This is a genomic window from Isoptericola jiangsuensis, from assembly GCF_002563715.1.
GTDB lineage: Bacteria > Actinomycetota > Actinomycetes > Actinomycetales > Cellulomonadaceae > Isoptericola > Isoptericola jiangsuensis.
In genome coordinates, this window is record NZ_PDJJ01000001.1 from 2,230,505 (window position 1) to 2,251,513 (window position 21,009).

The window sequence follows — 21,009 nt, forward strand, 5'->3', positions numbered from 1 at the left end:
GATGAGAAGGACACGTCAGCGCACCGTCACCGTCGCGCTGGTCTGCGGTGCCGTCGCCACGGCGCAACTAGCCGTCGTCCCGGTGGCCACAGCCGTCGACGACGGCGACGGCGGTCAGCTGGTCCTGGTCGGTGGCTCCCTCGCCGACGACAACGAGCAGATCTACGGCGAGATCGTCCGACGGGCAGGTGGGGCGGGCGCCCACATCGGGATCGTCACCGCAGCCGCGGTGCCCGAGTCCCAGGACCCTGACGCGGGGACCGCGAACGCGAACAACTCGGTGTACAACGGCGAGTTCTACGGCGACCTCCTCGAGGAGCACGGCGCCGGACGCACCACGTGGATCCCGCTCGACCTCGACCATCCTGAGGCGGCCCTCGACCCGCAGGTGGTCGACGAGGTCGAAGACATGACCGGATTCTTCTTCGGCGGCGGCGACCAGTACCGGTACGTCACCCTGATGACCGATGGAGCGGACCAGCGGGACACCCCGCTGCTCGCGGCGATCCGCGACCGGTTCGAGGACGGCGCCGTCGTCGCCGGCACGTCCGCCGGGATGCAGGTCATGGCGAGCGAGAACATGGTCACCGGCGGCGAGAGCTGGGAAGGACTGGTCGACGGCAGCTCGCCCGGCTACTCCGACGACGCCACCGAGCTGAAGCACCTGCCCGCCGGGGGTTTCGGCTTCTTCACCTCCGGACTCCTCGACACGCACTTCGGGGCGTGGGGTCGGCAAGGCCGTGCCGTGCGCCTCGCGAGCGACACCGGGGAGGACCGGGTGTTCGGGGTCGACCCGAACACCGCCCTCGTCGTCGACCGCGCCGGCACCCGCCGCGAACGCCTGCGCGTCATCGGGACGAACGCGGTGAACGTGCTCGACCTCCGCGCAGCCCGTACGACCGAGGTCCGGGGACACTGGGGCATCATGAACGTGCGCTGGACCTCGCTGAGCGACGGGGATCGCTACGACCCGGCGCGCTGGGCGACGACTCCCGCGCCCGGCTCCACGACGTGGCGGCCCGACGCGTGGGGCATCCAGGCGCAACGCACGGACATCTTCTCCTCGCTCGCCGGCGACGGCACCGAGTTCGTGCTCAGCGACCTCGCCCACGACCTGGCCTCCTCCCGCGACCGGGCCACGATCGGCACCACCTACGAGTCCGGACCGACCTACCGGGCCCTGCTGGTCGAGGGAGCAGACTTCCGCGCCCGCTCGCACGATGGCGCCACCGCGACGTCGTTCGAGAACCTCCGGCTGAACCTCCTCCCCGGGAGCTGACCAGCCCGGCGGGGCAGCGTCGCCGGCGGCCATCACCCCTCGCCCGCTTGCTACGCTGCCCCGCAAACACCACCAGAGGGGAAGGTCCAATGACCTCAGGGACCGGCTCGACAACGCCCCCCGCCCCGACGTCCGACGCCTCCGGCCTGGCGGACCAGATCCGACGGCGCCTCGGTGACTGCAGCCCCGCGGAGCGGAAGGTGGGGCGCGCACTGCTGGCCGCCTTCCCGTCGGCCGGGTTCGAGACGGTCGCCGCACTCGCCGCCCGCGCCGGTGTGAGCGGCCCGACGGTGGTGCGCTTCGTCGGACGGCTCGGCTTCACCGGCTTCCCCGACTTCCAGGCGGCGCTCAGGGCCGACCTGGACGACCGCAGCGCTTCTCCCCTCGCCCTCTACGAGACGCGACGGGTCGCCGAGGCCACCGGGGCAGACGAAGCCCTCGCCCGGTACGCACCCGCGGCCGTCGACTCGGTACGGCGCACCTTCGCCGAGATGCCACCCAGCGACTTCACCCGCACGGTCGCGATCCTCGCCCGCGAGGCCCGCCGGGTCCACGTCGTGGGAGGCCGGTTCAGCCGCCTCGTGGCGATGTACCTCGTGCAGCACCTCCAGCAGATGCGACCCAGGGTCGACTACCTGTCGGAACGGCCCGAGGGGCGCAGCCACACGCTGACCGACCTCAGCGCCCGGGACGCTCTGGTCGTCTTCGACTACCGACGGTACGAGCAGGACTCGGCCAGGCTCGCGCAGTTCGCAGCGACACGGAACGCGACGGTCGTGCTCTTCACCGACGCCTGGCTCTCCCCCATCGCGTCGCTCTCCACGGCGGTGCTGCCGAGCAGCACGGGGACGGCCTCGGCCTACGACGCGATGTCCCCCGCCATGGCCTTGGTCGAGGCCGTCGTGTCCGGTGTCCTCGCCGAGCTCGGCGAGGACGCCCACCGGCGCATGCAGCGCATCGAGCAGACCGGCACGACCCTCGACATCTACTGACGCGGGCCGCACCGGCCGTCACTGCTCGGCGACGACCAGCACGATGGCCTGCCCGGGCGCCAGCGGGGGGCATCGGCAGCCCGACCTCGGTCAGCACGGAACCTGGCAGCACGACCGCGACGGCCGCCCACCAGGACGGCGGCTCATCGCTGATCACTGACGACCAGTGGTGGACCGGCGAGGTCGACCCGCGACAGCCGGTCGGCACGGCCCTGCCCTGGTTCGTCCTGACCCGGGACAGCTCAGGCAGCGGGCACAACCTGCGTCACCGGGGGGTGCTGGCAGCGGCGAAACGGCTCAGGCTCACGGCCAACGTGTGGACGTCCTCGCCGCTCCACCCGTCGAGAAGGTGCGCGAGGCGCGCGAGCCTGAACGCGGTGGCGCGGTCGGCGAGGGCTCGACCCTCAGGGGTCGCGACGACCCGCACCTGGCGGGTGTCGTGCTGCGCGGACGAGCGAGCCACGGTTCCCGCCCGCTCGGCTCGGGTCACGAACCGGCTGGCGGTCGAGTGGGCGACGGCGAGCCGCGCGGCGACGTCCCGGACGCTCTGACCATCCTCGGGCAGGCCGTCGAGGACGAGGAGGGTCGACAGCTCCACCGCCCGGCCCTCGTCGTCCAGGAACTGTGGCGCCGCGAGGAACCGGCGCAGGCCGATCAGGGCCTGATCAAGCGACCGCAGGTCGCGATGTCGCGCCGTCATGCATGTATCGTACATAGATCGACACGGAGGTGACGCATGATCCTGGTGACGGGTGCGCGCGGGAACGTGGGCTCGGTAGTCGCGCGCGAGCTGCGCACGGCGGGCGCTTCCCTCCGCTCGGGCGTGCGCGCCCCGGCGGCCGGCGCGGCCGACGATGTGGCCTTCGACTTCACCGACCCTGCCACCTGGGCCGCAGCGTTCGACGGCGTGACCTCGATGTTCCTGGTGCGCCCGCCGGCGATCGGGAACGTCAGGCGTGACCTGCTGCCCGCGATGGCTGCCGCCCGCGATGCCGGGGTCGAGCACGTCGTGTTCCTGTCGCTGCAGGGCGCGGAGAAGAACAAGGTCGTCCCGCACGCCACCGTCGAGTCCTGGCTGCGTGGGTCCGGCCTGGCCTGGACGTTCGTGCGGGCCTCCTTCTTCCATCAGAACCTGTCCATCACCCACGCGAGCGACGTGCGCGACCGTGACGAGATCCTGGTGCCCGCCGGCCGGGGTGCGACCGCGTTCGTCGACGCCGAGGACGTGGGCGCCGTCGCCGCGGCCGCCCTGCTCGACCCCGCACCGCACCGAGACCGGGCATGGACCGTCACCGGGCCACGCGCACTGACCTACGGCGAGGTCGCCAGCATCCTGTCCGCCGAGCTCGGCCGCCCCATCCGGTACCCGCGCCCCGGAGCCCTTCGCTACGCCCGCCACGCCCGACGCACCCTCGAGATGCCGTGGGGCATGGTCGCCGTGACCACCGCGATCTACACCACCGCCCGTCTCGGCCTGGCCGCCGGACTCACCGACGACGTCCGCACCGTGCTCGGCCGCGACCCCATCGACCTCGCGGCCTTCGCCCACCGGGAACGCAGAGCATGGCTCCGCTCCCCGGCCCGAAACGACACCCCGACCGACCCCGCCCCGAACACCCAGGACACCCCGTGAACATCGCCCTGCTCGGCGCCACCGGACGCACCGGACGCCACACCCTCGCCACCGCCCTCGACCGCGGACACACCGTCACCGTGCTGACCCGCGACCCGGCCCGCCTGCCGGACGCCGTGCGCTCCCGCGTGGCGACCGTCGTCGGGGAGGCGACCGACCCCGCCGCGCTCGCCCGGCTGCTCGACCGCGCCGACGCCGTCGTCTCCGCCCTCGGACCACGCGCCAAGGAGCACGACCTGCACACCCGCACCGCCCGGGCGCTGGTCGAGATCATGCAGGCGAGCGGTCCGCGCCGGTTCGTCGGCGTCAGCGGGGCGGGCATCGACGTCCCTGGCGACCAGAAGGCTGGCAAGGACGTGGCGATCAGCTGGCTCATCCGCACCCTCGGTGGTGCCGTCGTGAAGGACAAGCCGGCCGAGCACGCCGTGTGGGCGGCGTCCGGACTCGACTGGACCCTCGTGCGCCCGCCCCGCCTGGTCGACGGCCCTCCGACCGGCCACCTGGAGCACGACGCGCACCGGTCGACCCGCTCGACCACGATCCTCCGCTCGGACCTCGGCGCGTTCCTCGTCGACGTCGTCGAGCAGGACCTCTACGTGGGTGTCGCGCCGTTCGTCGCGACCGCGCGCGGCTGACACCGCGCCGAACGAAATCGTCCATCGGTCCGAGCCGGACGTCATTCTGGCGGGAGCATGCCGTGGACGAGGAGTTCGACGCAGTCGTCGACGGTCGGTCCGGCCCCTATCGCCGCCGTGAACAAGGTGGCCAGGAGCGCGAGGGTCGCGGTGCGCGGATCGACGTCGCCACGGAGTCGGCCGAGGCTCCGCTCGGCGGCGAGGTACGCCTCGAGCTGCGCGGGAGGACCGGTGAGGTCGGCGCCCGCCACGAGGTGCTCCTCGCGGGAGCGCGCGAGCTCGGGGTCGAGCAGCATGGCGAGCTCGAGGGGGATCGCCTCGGCCTTCACCCCGGCCAGCCGGTGCAGGCACTCGCGGAGGTTGTCACCGACCGACGCCTCGCCCGCGCGAGCCGGGAGCCCGGCGAACCACTCGTCCACCTGGGCGTTGGCGTGCATCACCGCCGAGCCGAACAGTGCGAGCTTGTCGGGGAAGTGCCGGTAGATGGTGGCCTCCGAGACCCCGGCCTGCTCGGCGATGGCCCGTGTCGTGGCACGCGCGTAGCCGTCCCGGGCGGCGACGACCAGTGTCGCCTCCAACAGGTTGGTGCGGGTTCGAGGTCCCCGGGGCATGGTCGTCCTTCCGGTCAGTCGGTGATGTCCCGTCGAGCGAACACCACCAGGGTGATGACGAGGCAGACCATGACGTACGCGGCGCCGAGGGCGAGTGCGGTGCCGTAGGAGAGCACGTCGTTCCCGCCTGCGGCCAGTGCGCTGATGGTCGAACCCGGGAGCCAGTCTCGCAGCCCGTCGAAGGCGGCGGTGAGCACCGACTCCACGACGAGCACCCAGCCGGCCCCGACCGACACGGCCACGGCCGCGGAACGGGTCACGACGGCGAGGACGAGCCCGATCATCCCCCACACCAGGAGGGCGAGGAAGAGGTCGATCCAAGCGCCGACGACCACCGCCACCGTGTCGGTGCCCCAGGCCGTGAGGTCGAGGTCCGAGGTACCGCCCACCACGGGTGCGGCCAGGAGGTCGACGAGCATGGCGACCGTGGTGGCGGCCGCGGTCCACAGGGCGAGAGCGCCGACCTTGCCGACGACGAGCTTCCAGCGCCGCGGCTGGGCGGCGACGAGAAGCCGGACCAGGCCGGTCGAGTGGTCGGCGGCCGTGAGGACCGCCCAGAACGCGAGGGCCACGATGCCGAACATGCTCGACGCGGCGGCGAGCGGCGCCATGATGCCCCGCGCGGACTCGAGGGTCTCCACGGAGGGGAAGGCGACGCCGGGACCCGCAGCCGGAGCCCCCGCCGGGTCTGTGGAGAGCTGGAAGATCACCACGACGATCATCACGGCGAACAGGGCGGTCAGGCCGAACCAGGCGCCGAGCACGCCCGGTCGACGCGACCTCGTCAGCTCGCTGCGCAGGGCGTGCAGCATCATCGACCTCCTTCGGCCTGGCGAGCGCGGGCAGCCGCGACCTCGCCGTCGTCGGTCCCGGTCAGGTCGAGGAAGACCTGCTCGAGGGACTCACGGACGGTTCGCAGCTCGGTGAGGGTGATCCCCACTGCCGCCGCTTCCCGGTTGATGTCGGCGGCACGTCCGGCGGCGCCGACCACCCGGACGCCGGCACTGGTCGGTTCCACCTCGTGACCTGCGCCACGGAGCGTCTCGACGAGCGCGGGAAGGTCAACAGCGCGCTCTGGTACGACGTCGACGTGCCCGTGGGAGCGTGCGAGCAGGTCGGCGACCGGACCGGAGTAGAGCAGCTCACCGAACCGGATGACCACGAGGTGGTCGCACACCGCCTCGATCTCGGAGAGCAGGTGGGACGAGACGACGACGGTGCGCCCTTCCTGCGCCAGCGCGCCGAGCAGGGCACGGATCTCGACGATGCCCGAGGGGTCGAGCCCGTTGGTCGGCTCGTCGAGCACGAGCAGCTCGGGATCGGGCAAAAGTGCCGCGGCGATCCCGAGGCGCTGCTTCATGCCGAGGGAGAACCGCTTGACGGGTTCACGGTCTCGGCCGACCAGGCCCACGATGTCGAGGACGGCGTCGACCCGGGAGGCGGGGAGCCCACGGACCTGCGCCAACGACGCGAGGTTGGCCCGTGCGGACAGGCCCGGCACGAAGGCCGGGTTCTCGACCAGCGCGCCGACACGGGCCAGGTAGGCGCCGTCACCCTCGACCGGCTGCCCGAGCATCGTCGCGGTGCCCGACGTCGGCCGGATCAGGCCGAGCAGCATCCGGATCATCGTGGACTTGCCGGAGCCGTTCGGGCCGACCAGGCCCACCACACCTCCGGTCGGTATACGAACGCTCACCGCATCGACGGCGACCACGTCGCCGAACGTCCGGGTGAGCGACTCGGTCGTGATCGCGCTCATCGCATCTCCAAAGTCAGTGAGTACTCACTTACATTACCGCATCCACGAAGGGTCGATCACGGACGACGACCCGCACGGCCCCGACGAGCGTGTCGCAGACCGCGAGGACGTCCCCCCTCAGCAAGCACCGGCGACGTGACGCCGTCGGCACGGCACGTCTGGCCGGCCTGCTGGTCGGCCCGCGCGGGGCAGGTTCGTTCCACGGCTACGAACGCGCCGGCGTCCGCTCCCCGTCGCCCCTCGCCGCGCTGCTGCGGGCCCGCCACGCCGGCACGTTCCTCGTGCCCACCGACACCGGCTGCGCCGACCCCGACCACCGGAGGACACCAGGAAGGCACTGTTCTCGCCGAGACCGGCACCGACGGGCGACCCGTCGCCTACGACCGGGTCGCCGGAGTCGTCGTCACCGGCAACCAGGAAGGCGCGCACCACGTCATCTCCGAGGTCTCCGGCGCACTCGCCAACATCGGCTACACCATCCCCGGAAAGGCCTGGACCTACTGGAACCAGGGCCCCGGACCGGGACCCGACTACCCCGGCACCGACCACGGGCACGAATGGTCCTACCGCAGCGGACGACTCATGGCCGCCAACCTGCACCGCGTCGCGCTCGCCCCAGAACCCGGGGCCGCACCCGACAGCCGGACGGTCTCGTCCTCGGAGCTCCAGGAGGGCGAACGGTTCGCCGCCGATAGAGCCCGGTCGCACGATCCCGGTGCCCGGCCTAGCGTGGAACGGGCGAGGTCGAGCACACGGCTTCATTCCCGACGATCACCGCACCCGGCGTCCCTGGTCCCCCAGGGAGGCCCACACCGTGGCCCGGGTGCGGCACGAGGAGGACCGAACCATGACCGACGACGCCTTCCCTGCCCAGCAGCAGCAGCCTCCCGGCCTGACCGAGGAGATGACCCCCACGCCGGACCATGGCGAGCACAGCTACCGCGGCTCCGGCCGCCTCGAAGGGAGGCGAGCCCTGGTCACCGGTGGGGATTCCGGCATCGGGCGTGCCGTCGCGATCGCCTTCGCCCGCGAGGGGGCCGACGTCGCGATCGGCTACCTGCCCGAGGAGCAGCAGGACGCCGAGGAGACCGCCCGCTGGGTCACGGAGGCTGGCCGCACCGCGACCCTCCTGCCGGGCAACCTGACCGAGGAGCGGACCGCCCGGGCACTGCCCGGCCGCGCCACCGAGGCCCTCGGCGGGCTGGACGTCCTGGTGAACAACGCCGGCTTCCAGATGGCTCGCCGCGACGCCTTCGAGGACGTCACCACCGAGGAGATCGACCGCGTGATGCGGACCAACCTCTACGCCCTGTTCTGGGTGACGCAGGCGGCCCTGCCGCACCTGAGGGAAGGGTCGAGCATCATCAACAACTCCTCGATCCAGGCCTACCAACCCTCGACGTCCCTCCTGGACTACGCCTCGACCAAGGCGGCCATCAACAACCTCACCGTCAACCTCGCCGCAGAGCTCGGACCGCGCGGCATCCGGGTCAACGCCGTCGCCCCCGGCCCGATCTGGACCCCGTTGCAGCCGGCCACCCAGCCCGAGGAGAAGATCGAGAAGTTCGGACAGGACACCCCGCTGGGGCGGGCCGGGCAGCCCTCCGAGGTCGCTCCCGCCTTCGTGTTCCTCGCCTCACCGTCGGACGCCGCCTACGTGTCGGGCACGGTGCTCGGCGTCACGGGCGGCAAGCCCGTCTTCTGACGACCCGACGACCATCAGGAGGAAGCACCATGCCACGACGTGACCCCGGCCCCAGCGTCAAGGACGACGAGCTCTACGAGAAGCTCCGCGACGAGGGCAACAGCAAGGAGAAGTCCGCCAGGATCGCCAACGCCGCCGCCGCTGAAGGCCGCAGCACCGTCGGATCACGTGGCGGCGAGTCCGGCTCCTACGAGGACTGGACCGTGGACGACCTGCGCAAGCGCGCCGCCGAGCTCGACATCGAGGGGCGGTCATCGATGCGCAAGGCCGAGCTCATCGACGCCCTCCGCTCCCACTGAGACGCCCCCACCTGGGCGAAGCACTCCGCCAGTCCGGCAGCGTGACGCCCGCGCGCACCGGGCAGAGGCGGTGGCCGTTGCCACCACCGCGATCACGCATCCGTGCGGTGGACCGCCGAGAAGAAGGGACACCATGACCTCCCAGCACGACGACCAGCGCAAGGCGAGTTCCGAGGCGGCGCAGGCGGACCCCCGCCACGAGCGGCGCATGTACGCGCGCTTCGGCCTCATGATCGCCACCTCGACCGCGGTGATGTTCGCGCTGACCTACACCAACGCGTTCTCCATCGACCACGTGAGATGGAGCGAGGAACGGTTCTACATGGCAGTCCTCATGGGGGCCGCGATGGCGCTGGTGATGTGGGCCTTCATGCGCAGCATGATGTACAAGAACCGCACCTACAACATCGCACTGGTGCTGGTGGCCGTGCTGCTCGGCGGCTCCGCGCTGTATCTCGCCCGGTCCCAGGCCCTCGTGGACGACCAGGCATACATGAAGGGCATGATCCCGCACCACTCCATCGCGATCCTGACCAGCGAACGCGCGGACATCGACGACGTACGGGTCAGGGAACTCGCCGACGGCATCATCGAGGCCCAGCGCAAGGAGATCAAGGAGATGAACTGGCTGATCGACGACATCGAGACGAACGGCCCCGCGACCACACCCGAGCAGGCCGCAGAACGCCCCGTCCCATCCTTCGAAGGAACCGCTTCGGGGTCGCTCGAGGAGCTCGAAGCAGCCCTGATCGCTCTCGGCCTCGTCGAGCAGGTCCCCCAGAAGTGAAACCGGGGTCGGCCCGTTGCGTCGGTGCGGGCGTCCACTCCCTGTCGTCACCTTCCTCGATCGTGTCGTTCCTCTGCGTGCCCGGCGTCGTCGGCGACCATCACGTCAGGCGTCCGAACACCGCACTGCGTCAGGACGCTTCCTCGAGAACCAAGTCAGTGCGGAAACACCGAAGAGGTCAGTGAGGAATCGGAGGGCTCGCCGCACCCGCGGCTTGAGTCGGTCGCGGTCGAGCACGATGGCCGGCGGCCGCCCACCGTGAAGCGTTCACCGAGGTCAGGACCGGTTCAGGACGATCTGGCGACGGTGACAACCACAATCGCTCCCCCGCACCACGCACCCACGCCGGGCCCGGCGGCCAGTTCCCCCGCCCGCCCAAATCGCGGACGATAGACCAGCAGATAAGCCAGCAACGCTCGACCCCGGCAAAGCGAAAGGCCCCCTGATCCAGCATTTGTGCTGGCCAGGAGGCCTTTCAGAGGTGGGCGATACTGGGATCGAACCAGTGACCTCTTCGGTGTGAAGGCAAACAGACCACCGAACCCGTCCCCCGGAACCGCGGAAACACGCCGTTCCCGTTCACCCCCGTCCGTCCGTGCTCGAACCCGTAAACCAGCTCGTCGCGGATGAGGGGGGTCCCCGGTGACACGCCGGGCGTGGTGATGACGTCGGGGTAGGGGTCGAGGCCTCCAGGATCGGGAGCGACCAAGCATCCTGTTCCCGAGCGGCCTCGACGTGTCCGAGCCTACGGCCTGTGTGTCCTGCTGCCCTGATCCAAGATCCGCCGATCCGTACTGCGTCCGCTGTGATCTGCTGGTCGGGCTCGAGTCGTTGCACGTGATCGGCGTCGAGCGCGACGACGACGTGCTGTTCGTGGTCGTCGAGTCGACGCCCGGGCTGACGGGCTGCCCGGCGTGCGGCGTGGTCGCCGTGTCGAAGGGCCGCCGGGTGGTCGAGTTGATCGACGCCCCGGCGTTCGGGAGTCCGGTCCGGTTGCGGTGGCGCAAGCGGCGGTGGGTCTGCCCGGACCCGGGCTGCGAGGTCGGGTCGTTCACCGAGCAAGACGCCCAAGTCGCCGCCCCGCGGGCCGTGCTCACGTCGCGCGCGACCCGGTGGGCGACCGCCCAACTGCGGTCCGAGAACGCCTCGGTCGCGGGGTTGGCCCGCCAGCTCGGGGTGTCCTGGTGGACGGTTTGGAACGCGATCAGGCCAGCCCTCGCTGCGGACGAGTCACGCTTCGACGGCGTCACCACCCTCGGAGTCGATGAGCATGTGTGGCATCACGTCAGCCCGAAGGATCGCGGGCCGAAGGAGCTGACCGGGATGGTCGACCTGACCCGCGACGACCAGGGCCGCACTCGCGCACGGCTGCTGGATCTGGTGCCCGGCCGGTCCGGGACCGTCTACCGGGCCTGGCTGGACGCCCGCGGCGAGGACTTCCGCGACCGGGTCCAGATCGCGACCCTGGACCCGTTCCACGGCTACAAGAACGCCATCGACGACCAACTCCAGGACGCCACCGCGGTGCTGGACGCGTTCCACGTGGTCAAGCTCGCCGGCCAGGCGATCGATGAGGTCCGCCGCCGAGTCCAGCAGGCCACCCTCGGTCACCGAGGCCGGGCCGGCGACCCGCTATACGGGATTCGCAACATCCTGCGCGCAGCCCCGGAACGCCTCACCGACCGGCAGGTCAACAGACTGAACCGAGCGATCGCTGCCGACGACGCCCACGACGAAGTCCTCGTCGCATGGCAGGCCGCCCAGCAGATCCGCACCGCCTACCGCCTCAAGGACCTGACCCAAGGGCGACGACTGGCCGAACGCGTCCTGGCGTCCCTGCCGTCGTGCCCGATCCCCGAGATCGCCCGCCTCGGCCGGACCCTGCGCAAGTGGCGCACCGCGTTCCTCGCCTACTTCACCACCGACCGGTCCTCGAACGGCGGCACCGAAGCAGTGAACGGCCTCATCGAGCTCGCCCGCCGCATCGCCCGCGGCTTCCGCAACCGCGACAACTACCGCCTCCGCATGCTCCTCGTCGCCGGCGGACTCACCCCGTGACCCCCCTCAACTGCGAAGAGCCCAATAAGGCCAGATCCGCCAACATAGAAACGCCGAAAGCAGCCGTCAGAATCGGCCCTTTTCCGGCTCGATAATGCCCCTGGCGAGCCTATCGGCTCTCGCTAGCATATCCGGAATACGGCGCAGCCCTGACATAAGGCCCACGATATGGGCCGCTTCGCTACTCTCGAGACCTCGAGAGGTGACGTACAGAGGCCGTGTCGACTTGAGAACGCGGATCACCTTTTCCGCGTGTGTAGCGGAGCGGAAAGCGGACTTTGCCACGCCGATGACCGGCAGCCCTGTCCATTCAGCCACATACGCGCCCAAACCCAGACGGCCCTCAGGATCCAGCGTGACATACCCATCCACGACGATGATTTGAACCGGAGGCCCACCCCCAACACCTCCTGAATGCAAGGGAGTTCCGGCCTGTATAAGAGGCCCGACTCGTAGGGAGCGATCTGTCCTATCCTCACGACGCGCTCCGAAACGATGCGGGAACGCTTCAGTTCGTCACTCACTACCAGGGCCGTCCTCGCACCTCCTGAAGCGGGGCAGTGCACATCAACAGCTCCGACAGCGAAGGTGTCAGCCATCGTCAGACCTCATACGTCGATGATTCACGCGTCAATGATCCTCGGGCCAATCTAGTTCTCGTCGCAGATCGACCAGGAGCCGACCGACCTCGCTCTCGAGATCTATATGCTCTTCTTCGCTGAGATCTCCACTCGGATCTACAGCCCGCCTCCAAACGCAGATCCCGTAGGCATATCGCGATTCCTGCTCAAGGACGCCCGACTCTGAAAATTCCTGCAATAGTCCATGAAGGGTCCCATCGACATACCGAGCGATAACCTTAATTGCCCCTGACGGATACCAGTCCTTTGCAACGCCCTCCTGCCTTCCATCCACGTAACTAACTTCAGACCGGCCCAGCAACCCCAGGTCTTCGAACGCTACACCTGTGAATACTGATCCGTTGTATGTCGTGACAAGGTCCGAATCGAACTGCAGCCCAGATGCCGGTACAACCAGGGGGCTCATCACTTACGAGGTCCTTTGCGCATTGCAGAAGAGTTGACCAATCTCCACGCATGGGGATCGGAGGAGTTTGAGCGCCACCCGTACCGGGCAGTCCAGGCGTGATCACCTTACCGTCCGACTTGTGGAGACTCATGTTGGGCCAGATATATCACGCTCCTTCAAACTGGCAAAAACGTCATCGGCACTAACAGGAATGTCGACTTCACCAAACACGCTGACAAAGCGCGCTCTCCCTCTTACGAAATCGGCCCGAATAGAACTCGTCACGTCAGGTTCCGTCAGTTCCCGCCCTGCCGCATCTGTCAAACTTCCGTTGAAGTGGCTGCTAATCTGCGCTAGCAGCCCGTCCAAAATATCGACTACGGAGACCGGGTTTGTGACCGCGACGCGAAACTGGATCTCGTCGACGCGCGGTCCATCAGTTCGCACCGATAGATCGATCCAATAGTTCGAACCTGCGACAACGAACGTGCCGTGAGCTTCGGCGTCGACGGCCCCCAGCAAGTTCAGCACTTTAACAAGTTCCTCGAAACCGGCACTTGCAGGCTTAAATCGATACGATACCGACTCAATTCCCATATGACACACCCAGCCAGTTTGGCTCCCCGACATCGAACCCGTATTGAACGTACGACTTCTCCACTGGAATACCGCTTATCCGACTCGCGACGTATCGATGATGTCCATCGAGAATAACCTCAGTCCCGTCTTTCATGCGCTCTACTTCAATCGACGGCAGCTTGTCCCCCGCGCGAAGGCGAAGAACGTAATTGTCTACAACATCCTTCTCGATCCAGTCTTGGGATGGTCTGAGGGCATTGTGAGCGGTCCCGACGATGTCGCTACCAGCATCCGAAATGGCAGCTGCCGCGTTTGCACCGGTATTGCGAGTCGGGCAGTTGTGGACCAAGATCGCGTCGGACGCGATTGCGGGCGGGCCCCGGGTGGGGTGGGTGTCCAGTGTCGTGGCCGTCGACACGACGTGGTAGGTGTGCAGACCTTCGACGGTCAGGTTGTAGGCCGGCTCGAACCTCACCTCCCTGGTCTGGACGGCTTGGACCTTCATCGTGCCACCATCACCGGTGGCCACCATCTCGCCCGCACCGAGCTGGTCAGCCCGCTCGAACTCGCGGTCGGACTGCGACCAGAACGGGTGATCCTCCGTGGTCACGATCTCGCGCCGCTCCCCGGCAGCAGTCGTCAACACCAAGGTGATCATGACGTCGTCGTGCCCGTGGACCGCCTGCACCTTCTTGGCGTGCCGCTCACCTGTGTCCGGATCGGCCGCGATCACCAGATCGCCGGGCTGGACCTCGTCGATCGCCTTGGCCGTGCCGTCAGCCATCAACACCCCGGTCACGCCCGCGAACGAACATCTACCCCCATTCAGGCGCAGGTTCGTCACCGCCCCGGCGACCCGCTGCTGGGTCGCCTTCGCGGCCGCGACCGCCCGGCTCTGCGCCACCCGCGCCACGGTCGAACTCACCGAGGACGACACCCGCTGCGTCACCGCGCTCGACACCGACCGGATCGCGTTCGCCGCCGCAGCAGCCGCCGACGGACCGAACCGGCTCACCACCGCGCTCACTCCCGCGCTGGCCAAACCCGTAGCCGCACCGATCCCGGTCTCGACCGCGAACCCCTTCCAGGTGAACGGCTCCTTCTTCTCCACCTTCGTGCGCCACAGGTTCGACACCGCGCCACCGACCGCGCCCGCCGCAACGGCACACCCGACCGATCCGGCACCCGCCGTGACGGCCATGCAACCGGCGAACGCCAGCCCACCCACGACGCTCCCGACGATCGCGGCCTGGTTGTCCTTGACGAACGACGTCACCGCACCGGCGGCCTTCGACACCCCCGACTTCGTCGCGTTCCACGCGTTCGACAACCACGACTCACCCGACGGGTCCGAGTAGGTGACCGGGTCGTTCCCCGAGTACACGTACGCGTTGAACTGCGCAGGCGTGCCGGCATCAAGCTGCGGGTCGACCGACACGAACCGCCCCAAGCCCGGGTCGTAGTACCGCGCCCCCAGCAACACCAACCCGGTACCGGTGTCCTCGACACCGCCGGCGCCGGCCAGGAACCGGCGATCCCCCGGCAGCCGGTCGGCGCCCGTGAGGGTCTCGCCGCTGTCGGTATCGGTCCTGGACGGGGTGCGGTCGGCGCCGAACGGGTCCGAGTACAGCCGTGTCACGGAGTCCTCGGTCCACACCGTGTTCGGTACCGCAGCGACCGGGGTGCCCTGCCGGTCACACACCAGCGAGGTCACCCCGCCCAGACCCCGGCCGGTGCGCACGGCCACCGTCTGCCCCGCGAAGCTGTAGTAGCGCACCACCCCGACCGCGCCCGCCTGATCGACGTGAACCTCCTGCCCGCCGGGCAGGTACACCGTGATCCCGGTCGCGTCGGTACGGGTAATCCGTTCTCCCGCCGCGGAGTAAACGAACGACGCCTCACCGTCTTCGATCGTGTTCTCCCCCTGGGTGCCCTCGCCGGTCGTGGCGACGGTCGCGAGTTCGCCCTCGCCGTCCCACCCGAGCAGTTGCGCCGCCTCCAGCAGGCCGTCACCGTCGCTGTCAGCCTCGACCTGCGCCGTGTCCGCGGCATCAACCGGCTCGCTGGACTGCCGCGTGGTCTGGTTGCCGGCCGCGTCATAGGTGTAAGAGGCGACTTCGACCGATGGCGCAGTCGAGACCGTGGCCTCCGGCCCGACCTGTCGACTGACGGACGTGACCTGATGCGGTCCGGCAGCGCCCTGAGCATGCCGATAGGTGGTACGAACCACGTCGTCGGTCGCCGCGGCCGCCGTGATGGTGTGGGCGCTGAGGCTGGTGCGGTTGCCGAGCTGGTCGTAGGTGTACCGCTGCCAGTACGGGGCGGCGCTGGCGTCCGAGCCGCCGACGTCACCGGTGTCCACCTCGTCGATCGATGAAACGCACGTCGCCTCGAGCTGCGTCCATGCGCCGACCAGTCGTCCGAGCCCATCCAGGTCGAAACACTGGGTGTCATCGTTCTCCGAGTCACCGCTCGCCGGTTCGCCGACGTTGGGCGTGTCACGGATACGAGTGACGTTGCCGGCGGCGTCGTAGCTGTAGGTCATGTTGACGTCGCGCCCGTCGAAGCGTTCACGGTCGAGCCGGATGCCGTCCAGCCGTCCTGTGGGGTAGTCCCAGTCGTAGGTGACGACCGCGCCGTAAGTGTTGCCCAGGTCCATGGCCAGGGGGCGGCCTTCGGCGGTGAACTGCGAGTCCGCCACATAGGTGCCCCAGCCGAAGCCGCCGCCCATCCACACCGGTAGGCCGGCGTCGTCGTAGAACGTCGTCACATGCTCGGATCCGAGCACCGCCACATCCGGTGTCGCGGCGTCGTCGTCGGTAGCGGTGGCGCCGGGCAGGACCTGCTGACGCACCGAACCGTCGATCCGGTAGTCGTAGGTCGTCGTGAACTGACGCTCCACCAGGCCCTCGAGGCCCGGTAGGTCGTCGGGCAGCACCATCGTCGTCGACGTCGCCCGGTAGGCGGCGTCGTAGGCGTCGATCCTCGTGGTGTAGGGCTCGCCGTCCTGGTAGCGGGTAGAGCTGGACGGCAGTCCGAGCGCCGCCTTGTTCCCCGGGCCGGGAGTGGTGTCGTAGGTCCAGGTCGAGCGCACCGAGCCGGCGCCGTCGGCGACCTGCATGGGGCGTCCCAGCGCGTCGTAAGAGTAGACCAGCGTGTTGGCCTCGCGGACCGCGGTGCTGGCGCCGGTGGCGTTTGCGTTGCCGTTGACCGTGCGCTCGACCTGTCCCGTCGAGGTGTACCTCGTGGTCGTCACTCCGGCGTCGGGGTCGCTCGCGCGCACCTGGCGACCGCCGAGGTCGTACCCGTAGGTCCAGGCGTTGCCGCCAGGGTCGCTCATCGAGGCCAGCTGGCCGAGCCGGTCGAACTCGTAGGTGGTGGCCTGATAGGCGTTCGTGGCCAGGTTCTCCGGTTGGAAACCGGGCAGCGTCGAGGAGACGTACCAGTGCCCGTCAGCGCGGTCGGACGAGACCGTCGGCCGGTTCTTGTGCTCCCACAGCGCGGTCGTCCGCCCCCGACCGTCGGTCACGGTGGTGGTCGCGGTGCCACCGTCGGGCGGCACCACCGTGGTGTACGGAGCGTCGTACCGGGTCACGGTCCGCGACTGCTCCTTGGTGTGGTCGTCCTCCACGCCGGTGTAGAAGATCTGGTCGGTCACGCGACCGGCGCCGTCATAGGCGTAGACCGTGGCCGACGGTGCCACGAGCGTGGGCTGCACGGGCTGGTTCGACACGACGCCGGTGGCGGGTTGGGCGGTGGTCTCCTTCCACACGCGTCCGGCGGTGTCGTAGAACACCTGGGTCACCAGTCGCCCCCGGGTGGCAGCGTCGTCCTGACGCCGCTCCCCGGTGTCCACGACCTCGTCCTGGGTCTGGAAGACCCGCATCAGGCCGTCGTGGAACTCCGCGCTGACGTGCTGCACGGGCTTGTCGTCGCTGTCCGCTCCCAGGGTGCGGGTCAGCACCACGTTGAGGCCGTTGGCACGGGTGGTGTACTCGTAGGCGATCGACGGCTTGCCCAGCCCGGCATGCTCCGGATAGGTCACGGTCCGCAGCCGTCCGAGCGCGTCATACGTGCCGCGGGTGGACTGCCCGTTCGCGTCGGTGCTCGCGGTCATCAGCCCGGTCACCTTGTCGAACGTCACCGAGGAGCTGAACGCGGGCTTCGGGCCGCTGCCGTCCGGGTCCGGCGTGGTCGTGGTCACCGTGGCCGGGATGACCGCGCTCGCCGGGCTGTAGGAGGTCGTCGTCACCTTCCCGGCGACATCGGTCACGCCCGTCACCCGGCCGTAGGCGTCGTACGTCATGCGCTGGGTGGTGACATATCCCGCGCCGGAGCCGTTGCCGACCGTGGCGGTCTCGCGATCCAGGTCCGGGTCGAGACCCTGCACCGATGTCGGCTGGCCGACGCTGTCGTAGGTGGTGACCTGGTCGCTGACGACGTCCAGGGGTCGGGACACCTGTCCGCCCGTGACCTTCGCACAGGTGGCCGCAAAGGTCTGGGTTCGCCCGGCCAACGCGATCATGTTGCGATCGGCCAGGGTCGAGACGTCGTCGTGGGCGTAGGTGATCTGCGTGCAGGTGTCGTCGGTCGTGGACGACACGTCGCCAAGGTCCTCGGCACGCACGACCTGGCCGGCCGCGTCGGTCCACGTTGCCGACTGGGTCCTGATCGCGACCAGCCCCGCCGCGTCCAGCTCGAACCCGTACGCGGTGGTTCCAGCCTGGCGGGTGACCTTGGTGCCGTCGGCACCGGTAGCCACGACCACCGGTGCTTGCGGCGACGTGACGCTCCACGACACCGCCTGGTCCTCGGTTTCGCCGTCATGGACGATCGTCTCGACGACGGTGCCCGCGTGTGCGTCGTGGTCCTTGACCGTGATCCGGTCACCGGCCGGCCCGACCTGGAAGTCGCCTCCCGATCCAAGGCCGCGCAGGTAGCGGGTGGTGGTGGAGGACGCCTGGCTGCCCTTGCCCTCGGTGGTCACGACCGTGCGGTAGCCGCGGAACTCTGACCAGGTCACCTCCTTCTTCTTGGTCAGGGGTCCCGACGGCTTGACCCACTTCGCGTCGCCGACGTATTCGTAGCGGGTCACGAGCTGACCTGAGCCCGTGACGACCTCCCCCGCCCCCGTGGTGGAGGCACCGTTCTGGACGACCGCGGCTACGACGTACTTGTGGAACCAGTCCATCGGTCGGCTGTCGTCCTGCCAGTCCACCGGGAAGCACAGCTTCTCGTTCCCGGACAGCACAGCGTCCGTCGCCTCGGAGCTGACCGGCGAGGTACCGGCGCTGCACTCGGTGCGGTAGGTCGGGGTGATCAGCGCACCGGACTCGGTCCGGATGCCGGTCATGCGCGGCCGGTACATCGGGGGCAGCCCGTCGCCGTCACGGTCGACCCGGTTGGCCAGCATCTCGCGCGCGAACTTCACCGCGTTGTTCGACAGGTCGTCGTCGGTCGTCACGGTTCCGCCGTGCCCGGTGTGCCGGATCGAGGCGAGCCACATCACCTTGCCCGAACCGTCACCCAGCGACCCGTCACCGGGTGCGACGAACGACTGGTTGAGCTTCCAAGAATCCACCGGCTTGTACGTGCTGCCGTCGAGCACACGGGTGACCACACGGTCGAGGCGGTACAGCGTGTAGAACGACGGCGAGATCGCGTCGATGCCGCACGAGTTCGCCGACTTGTAGCAGACCAGGTCCCCCGGGACGTCCGGCCAGGCGGACAGGTTCTGCTTGACGCGGCCGGCGTCACAGTTGACGCCGGTGCCCGGCACGCATCGGGTGGCGTACTCCAGGTCGACCCGCACCGGTGCCGATCCCGACTCGGCGCCAGCGCGTGTGCCGTACAGGATGCGGCTCAGGTAGCCGCCCGCGGTGTAGGCAACGACGTCGTCATCCAGGTTGGGGGTGTACTTGCGTGTCTCCTTGGAGTACACGTACGTCATCGTGCCGCCGGTCGGCTCCTGGACGTGCTCGAGCATCCATCGGTACGTCTGGTCCGACGCGGACGCCGCGAAGCCGCCCTGCGCGGACGTCTTGTGGCCGGCCTCCCCCTCATGGTTGCCGTAGACGGGCATCGTCCACGAGCTGCCCGTCGCCAACCCGTCCGAGGTGCGCTTGCCACGGCCGAACGTGTAGATGGTCCCGTCGGTCGCGGTGACGACCCAGTACTCACCCTCGGCGTCGCCGTTGCTGGCTCCGGTCTTGCGTTCGACGCGGGTCCCGTCGACCTTCTTCGGCACCCAGCCGCTGGCGGTCTTGACCAGGTCGACGGCCGCGCCGTTGAGGACCATGGTCGCGTTGTCCTCGCCCACGCACATGTCGCCCGTGGTGTGCCCGACGTTGTTGGCTGTCTTGCCGTCGACCGGGTCCTGGTCGTCCGCACAAGGGACGAAACGGCGCTCGATGTAGGACTCGGTGAGCGACCAGCCCTCCCCGACGACCCCGGACTGGTTGTTCGTCGAGGCCACCCGCCCGTCGGAGGCCGCCGAGCTGTAGGACAGATCAAGCTGCGGGCCGGGTCCGGTGACCTGCGGCATAGAGAGCGGATAAGTCCAGGAGAAGGCGCCGGTATTCCCCCCAGCGCCCCAGGATGCCGCCGGTGCCAGGGAGGTCGCACCCCAGTCGCCTGCCCCGCCGGACGACCCAGCGCTCAACATCATCGTGACCGCGGTACCGGCAGAAAGGTCCACCGAAGCGGCCAAGGTCTGGGCGGCCGCGTCGCTGGTCACGTTGCTGACCCGCGACTGTTCGGTGCAGTCCGCCGACCAGGTGGCGCAGCTCGGCACCTCGACCAGGGTGAGCCGGGACTCCCAGTCCCCGCCGGGGATCTGGTCAGTGGAGGCGAGCGTATCGGCGAACTCGTCGTAGTCGACCTCGACATCGACGACGCCCAGGTCGGATTCCTCGTTGACCGATACGCCCCCATCGGGCGCACCAGCCTTCACCGACTTGTCGATCTTCGCCCGCTCAAGCACCGGTTGGATCCGCACGAGAAGTGCAGGTGACCCGTCGGGCGTCACCCGCTCAACTGAGACACTGATCGCCCCCTCAGCTTGCTCGTCGCTGGCGACCGTGAGGGCGACGTCATCGACCTCAAGGCGCTGGGGGTTGGCGGTCAGGTCGAGGACCTCAAGACCAGCCGCGTCGCCCGGCGACCCTGAGGAGTCGCCGCCGGCCGCGGCCAGGGACCGGGCCGATGACTCGCCGGCGGGATCTGTCGGGTCGGCCGGGACCTCCTCGACCGGCTCGGTGGAGCCCTCGGCCTCGGGAGGGTCTCCCACCGCAGGAAGGTCTGCCTCGGGCAAGAACTCTTCCGGCGCCTCGGAAGGTCCCGGCGTCGGCTCCCAGGTCGATGCGGTCAGGTCGGCCGTTGCTGCTGCCACCTGACCGTCAGGGACGGTCTCGGCGAAGTTCTCGGCACGTGCTTCCAACCGGTCGATCTCCGCCTCCGCGGCGGCCTCGGCCGCGACGGCCTGCCCCACGACCGGGGTGGTCGCCGCCACATCGACGCCCATCAGCAGGGCCACGACCGCGGCGACCGCGCTCAGTCCGAGTCCTACCCGCCGACGCCGCAACATGTCGTAGCCGTACATTCTCACCCTCGTCGAAGAATCTCCACCACAACCGTGTCCAACC

15 protein-coding genes are annotated in these 21,009 nt (G+C 69.2%); 8 read left to right on the forward strand and 7 right to left on the reverse strand.

Annotated features, from left to right (window positions below; genetic code table 11):
* The first annotated feature begins 1 nt into the window (after position 1).
* Together ATJ88_RS10205 and ATJ88_RS10210 are read left to right on the forward strand one after the other, a co-directional pair.
* Positions 2-1,279, forward strand: coding sequence for a cyanophycinase (locus ATJ88_RS10205; protein ID WP_141538650.1), 1,278 nt, complete (start codon positions 2-4; stop codon positions 1,277-1,279).
* Positions 1,280-1,368: 89 nt separating this feature from the next.
* A complete protein-coding gene (locus ATJ88_RS10210) occupies positions 1,369-2,271 on the forward strand; it encodes a MurR/RpiR family transcriptional regulator (protein WP_098463734.1) in 903 nt (300 codons plus the stop codon).
* 265 nt (positions 2,272-2,536) lie between these two features.
* On the opposite strand, the gene ATJ88_RS10215 is transcribed toward ATJ88_RS10210, so the two are convergent.
* A complete protein-coding gene (locus ATJ88_RS10215; protein ID WP_170023586.1) occupies positions 2,537-2,971 on the reverse strand; it encodes a MarR family winged helix-turn-helix transcriptional regulator in 435 nt (144 codons plus the stop codon).
* Between the two features lie 36 nt (positions 2,972-3,007).
* On the opposite strand from ATJ88_RS10215, the gene ATJ88_RS10220 reads away from it, so the two are divergent.
* Both ATJ88_RS10220 and ATJ88_RS10225 read left to right on the forward strand, forming a co-directional pair.
* Positions 3,008-3,904, forward strand: a complete 897-nt coding sequence (locus ATJ88_RS10220; protein WP_098463736.1) for an NmrA family NAD(P)-binding protein — start codon at positions 3,008-3,010, stop codon at positions 3,902-3,904.
* Positions 3,901-4,539: an NAD(P)-dependent oxidoreductase gene (locus ATJ88_RS10225; protein WP_170023588.1), complete on the forward strand. Its 639-nt coding sequence runs from the start codon at positions 3,901-3,903 to the stop codon at positions 4,537-4,539. Before ATJ88_RS10220 ends, ATJ88_RS10225 begins: the two co-directional genes overlap by 4 nt.
* Positions 4,540-4,580: 41 nt before the next feature.
* Here the strand turns inward: ATJ88_RS10225 and ATJ88_RS10230 are convergent, their stop codons facing one another.
* The 3 genes from ATJ88_RS10230 to ATJ88_RS10240 are packed head-to-tail and all read right to left on the reverse strand — an operon-like array spanning position 4,581 to position 6,909.
* Positions 4,581-5,150 (reverse strand): TetR/AcrR family transcriptional regulator, encoded by a 570-nt coding sequence (locus ATJ88_RS10230; RefSeq protein WP_098463738.1) that lies wholly within the window; start codon positions 5,148-5,150, stop codon positions 4,581-4,583.
* Between the two features lie 14 nt (positions 5,151-5,164).
* The gene (locus tag ATJ88_RS10235; protein WP_098463739.1) at positions 5,165-5,965 is read right to left on the reverse strand and encodes a hypothetical protein; all 801 of its coding nucleotides are present in this window, start codon (positions 5,963-5,965) and stop codon (positions 5,165-5,167) included.
* The gene (locus ATJ88_RS10240) at positions 5,962-6,909 is read right to left on the reverse strand and encodes an ATP-binding cassette domain-containing protein (RefSeq protein WP_098463740.1); all 948 of its coding nucleotides are present in this window, start codon (positions 6,907-6,909) and stop codon (positions 5,962-5,964) included. The genes ATJ88_RS10235 and ATJ88_RS10240 overlap by 4 nt, the downstream gene beginning before the upstream one ends.
* Positions 6,910-7,756: 847 nt before the next feature.
* Here ATJ88_RS10240 and ATJ88_RS10250 point away from each other — a divergent pair.
* From ATJ88_RS10250 to ATJ88_RS10265, 4 genes are all read left to right on the forward strand, one after another.
* Complete coding sequence (locus ATJ88_RS10250; RefSeq protein ID WP_098463741.1) at positions 7,757-8,614, forward strand: SDR family oxidoreductase; 858 nt, start codon at positions 7,757-7,759, stop codon at positions 8,612-8,614.
* Between the two features lie 29 nt (positions 8,615-8,643).
* Complete coding sequence (locus ATJ88_RS10255) at positions 8,644-8,913, forward strand: DUF7218 family protein (RefSeq protein ID WP_098465267.1); 270 nt, start codon at positions 8,644-8,646, stop codon at positions 8,911-8,913.
* 133 nt (positions 8,914-9,046) lie between these two features.
* Entirely contained in the window at positions 9,047-9,700 is a 654-nt protein-coding gene (locus ATJ88_RS10260) for a DUF305 domain-containing protein (protein WP_211287497.1), read from the forward strand.
* A 735-nt stretch (positions 9,701-10,435) separates the two neighbouring features.
* A complete protein-coding gene (locus ATJ88_RS10265; RefSeq protein ID WP_425432668.1) occupies positions 10,436-11,758 on the forward strand; it encodes an ISL3 family transposase in 1,323 nt (440 codons plus the stop codon).
* A gap of 630 nt (positions 11,759-12,388) precedes the next feature.
* Here the strand turns inward: ATJ88_RS10265 and ATJ88_RS18075 are convergent.
* The 3 genes from ATJ88_RS18075 to ATJ88_RS10275 form a co-directional block, all read right to left on the reverse strand.
* Positions 12,389-12,808 carry a toxin-antitoxin system YwqK family antitoxin gene (locus tag ATJ88_RS18075; RefSeq protein ID WP_141538651.1) on the reverse strand — a complete coding sequence of 140 codons (420 nt, stop codon included), beginning with the start codon at positions 12,806-12,808 and terminating at the stop codon, positions 12,389-12,391.
* 126 nt (positions 12,809-12,934) lie between these two features.
* Positions 12,935-13,318 carry a hypothetical protein gene (locus tag ATJ88_RS18080; RefSeq protein WP_141538652.1) on the reverse strand — a complete coding sequence of 128 codons (384 nt, stop codon included), beginning with the start codon at positions 13,316-13,318 and terminating at the stop codon, positions 12,935-12,937.
* 55 nt (positions 13,319-13,373) lie between these two features.
* On the reverse strand, positions 13,374-20,966 hold the full coding sequence (locus tag ATJ88_RS10275) for an RHS repeat-associated core domain-containing protein (protein ID WP_098463743.1): 7,593 nt from the start codon (positions 20,964-20,966) through the stop codon (positions 13,374-13,376).
* Positions 20,967-21,009: the final 43 nt, after the last annotated feature.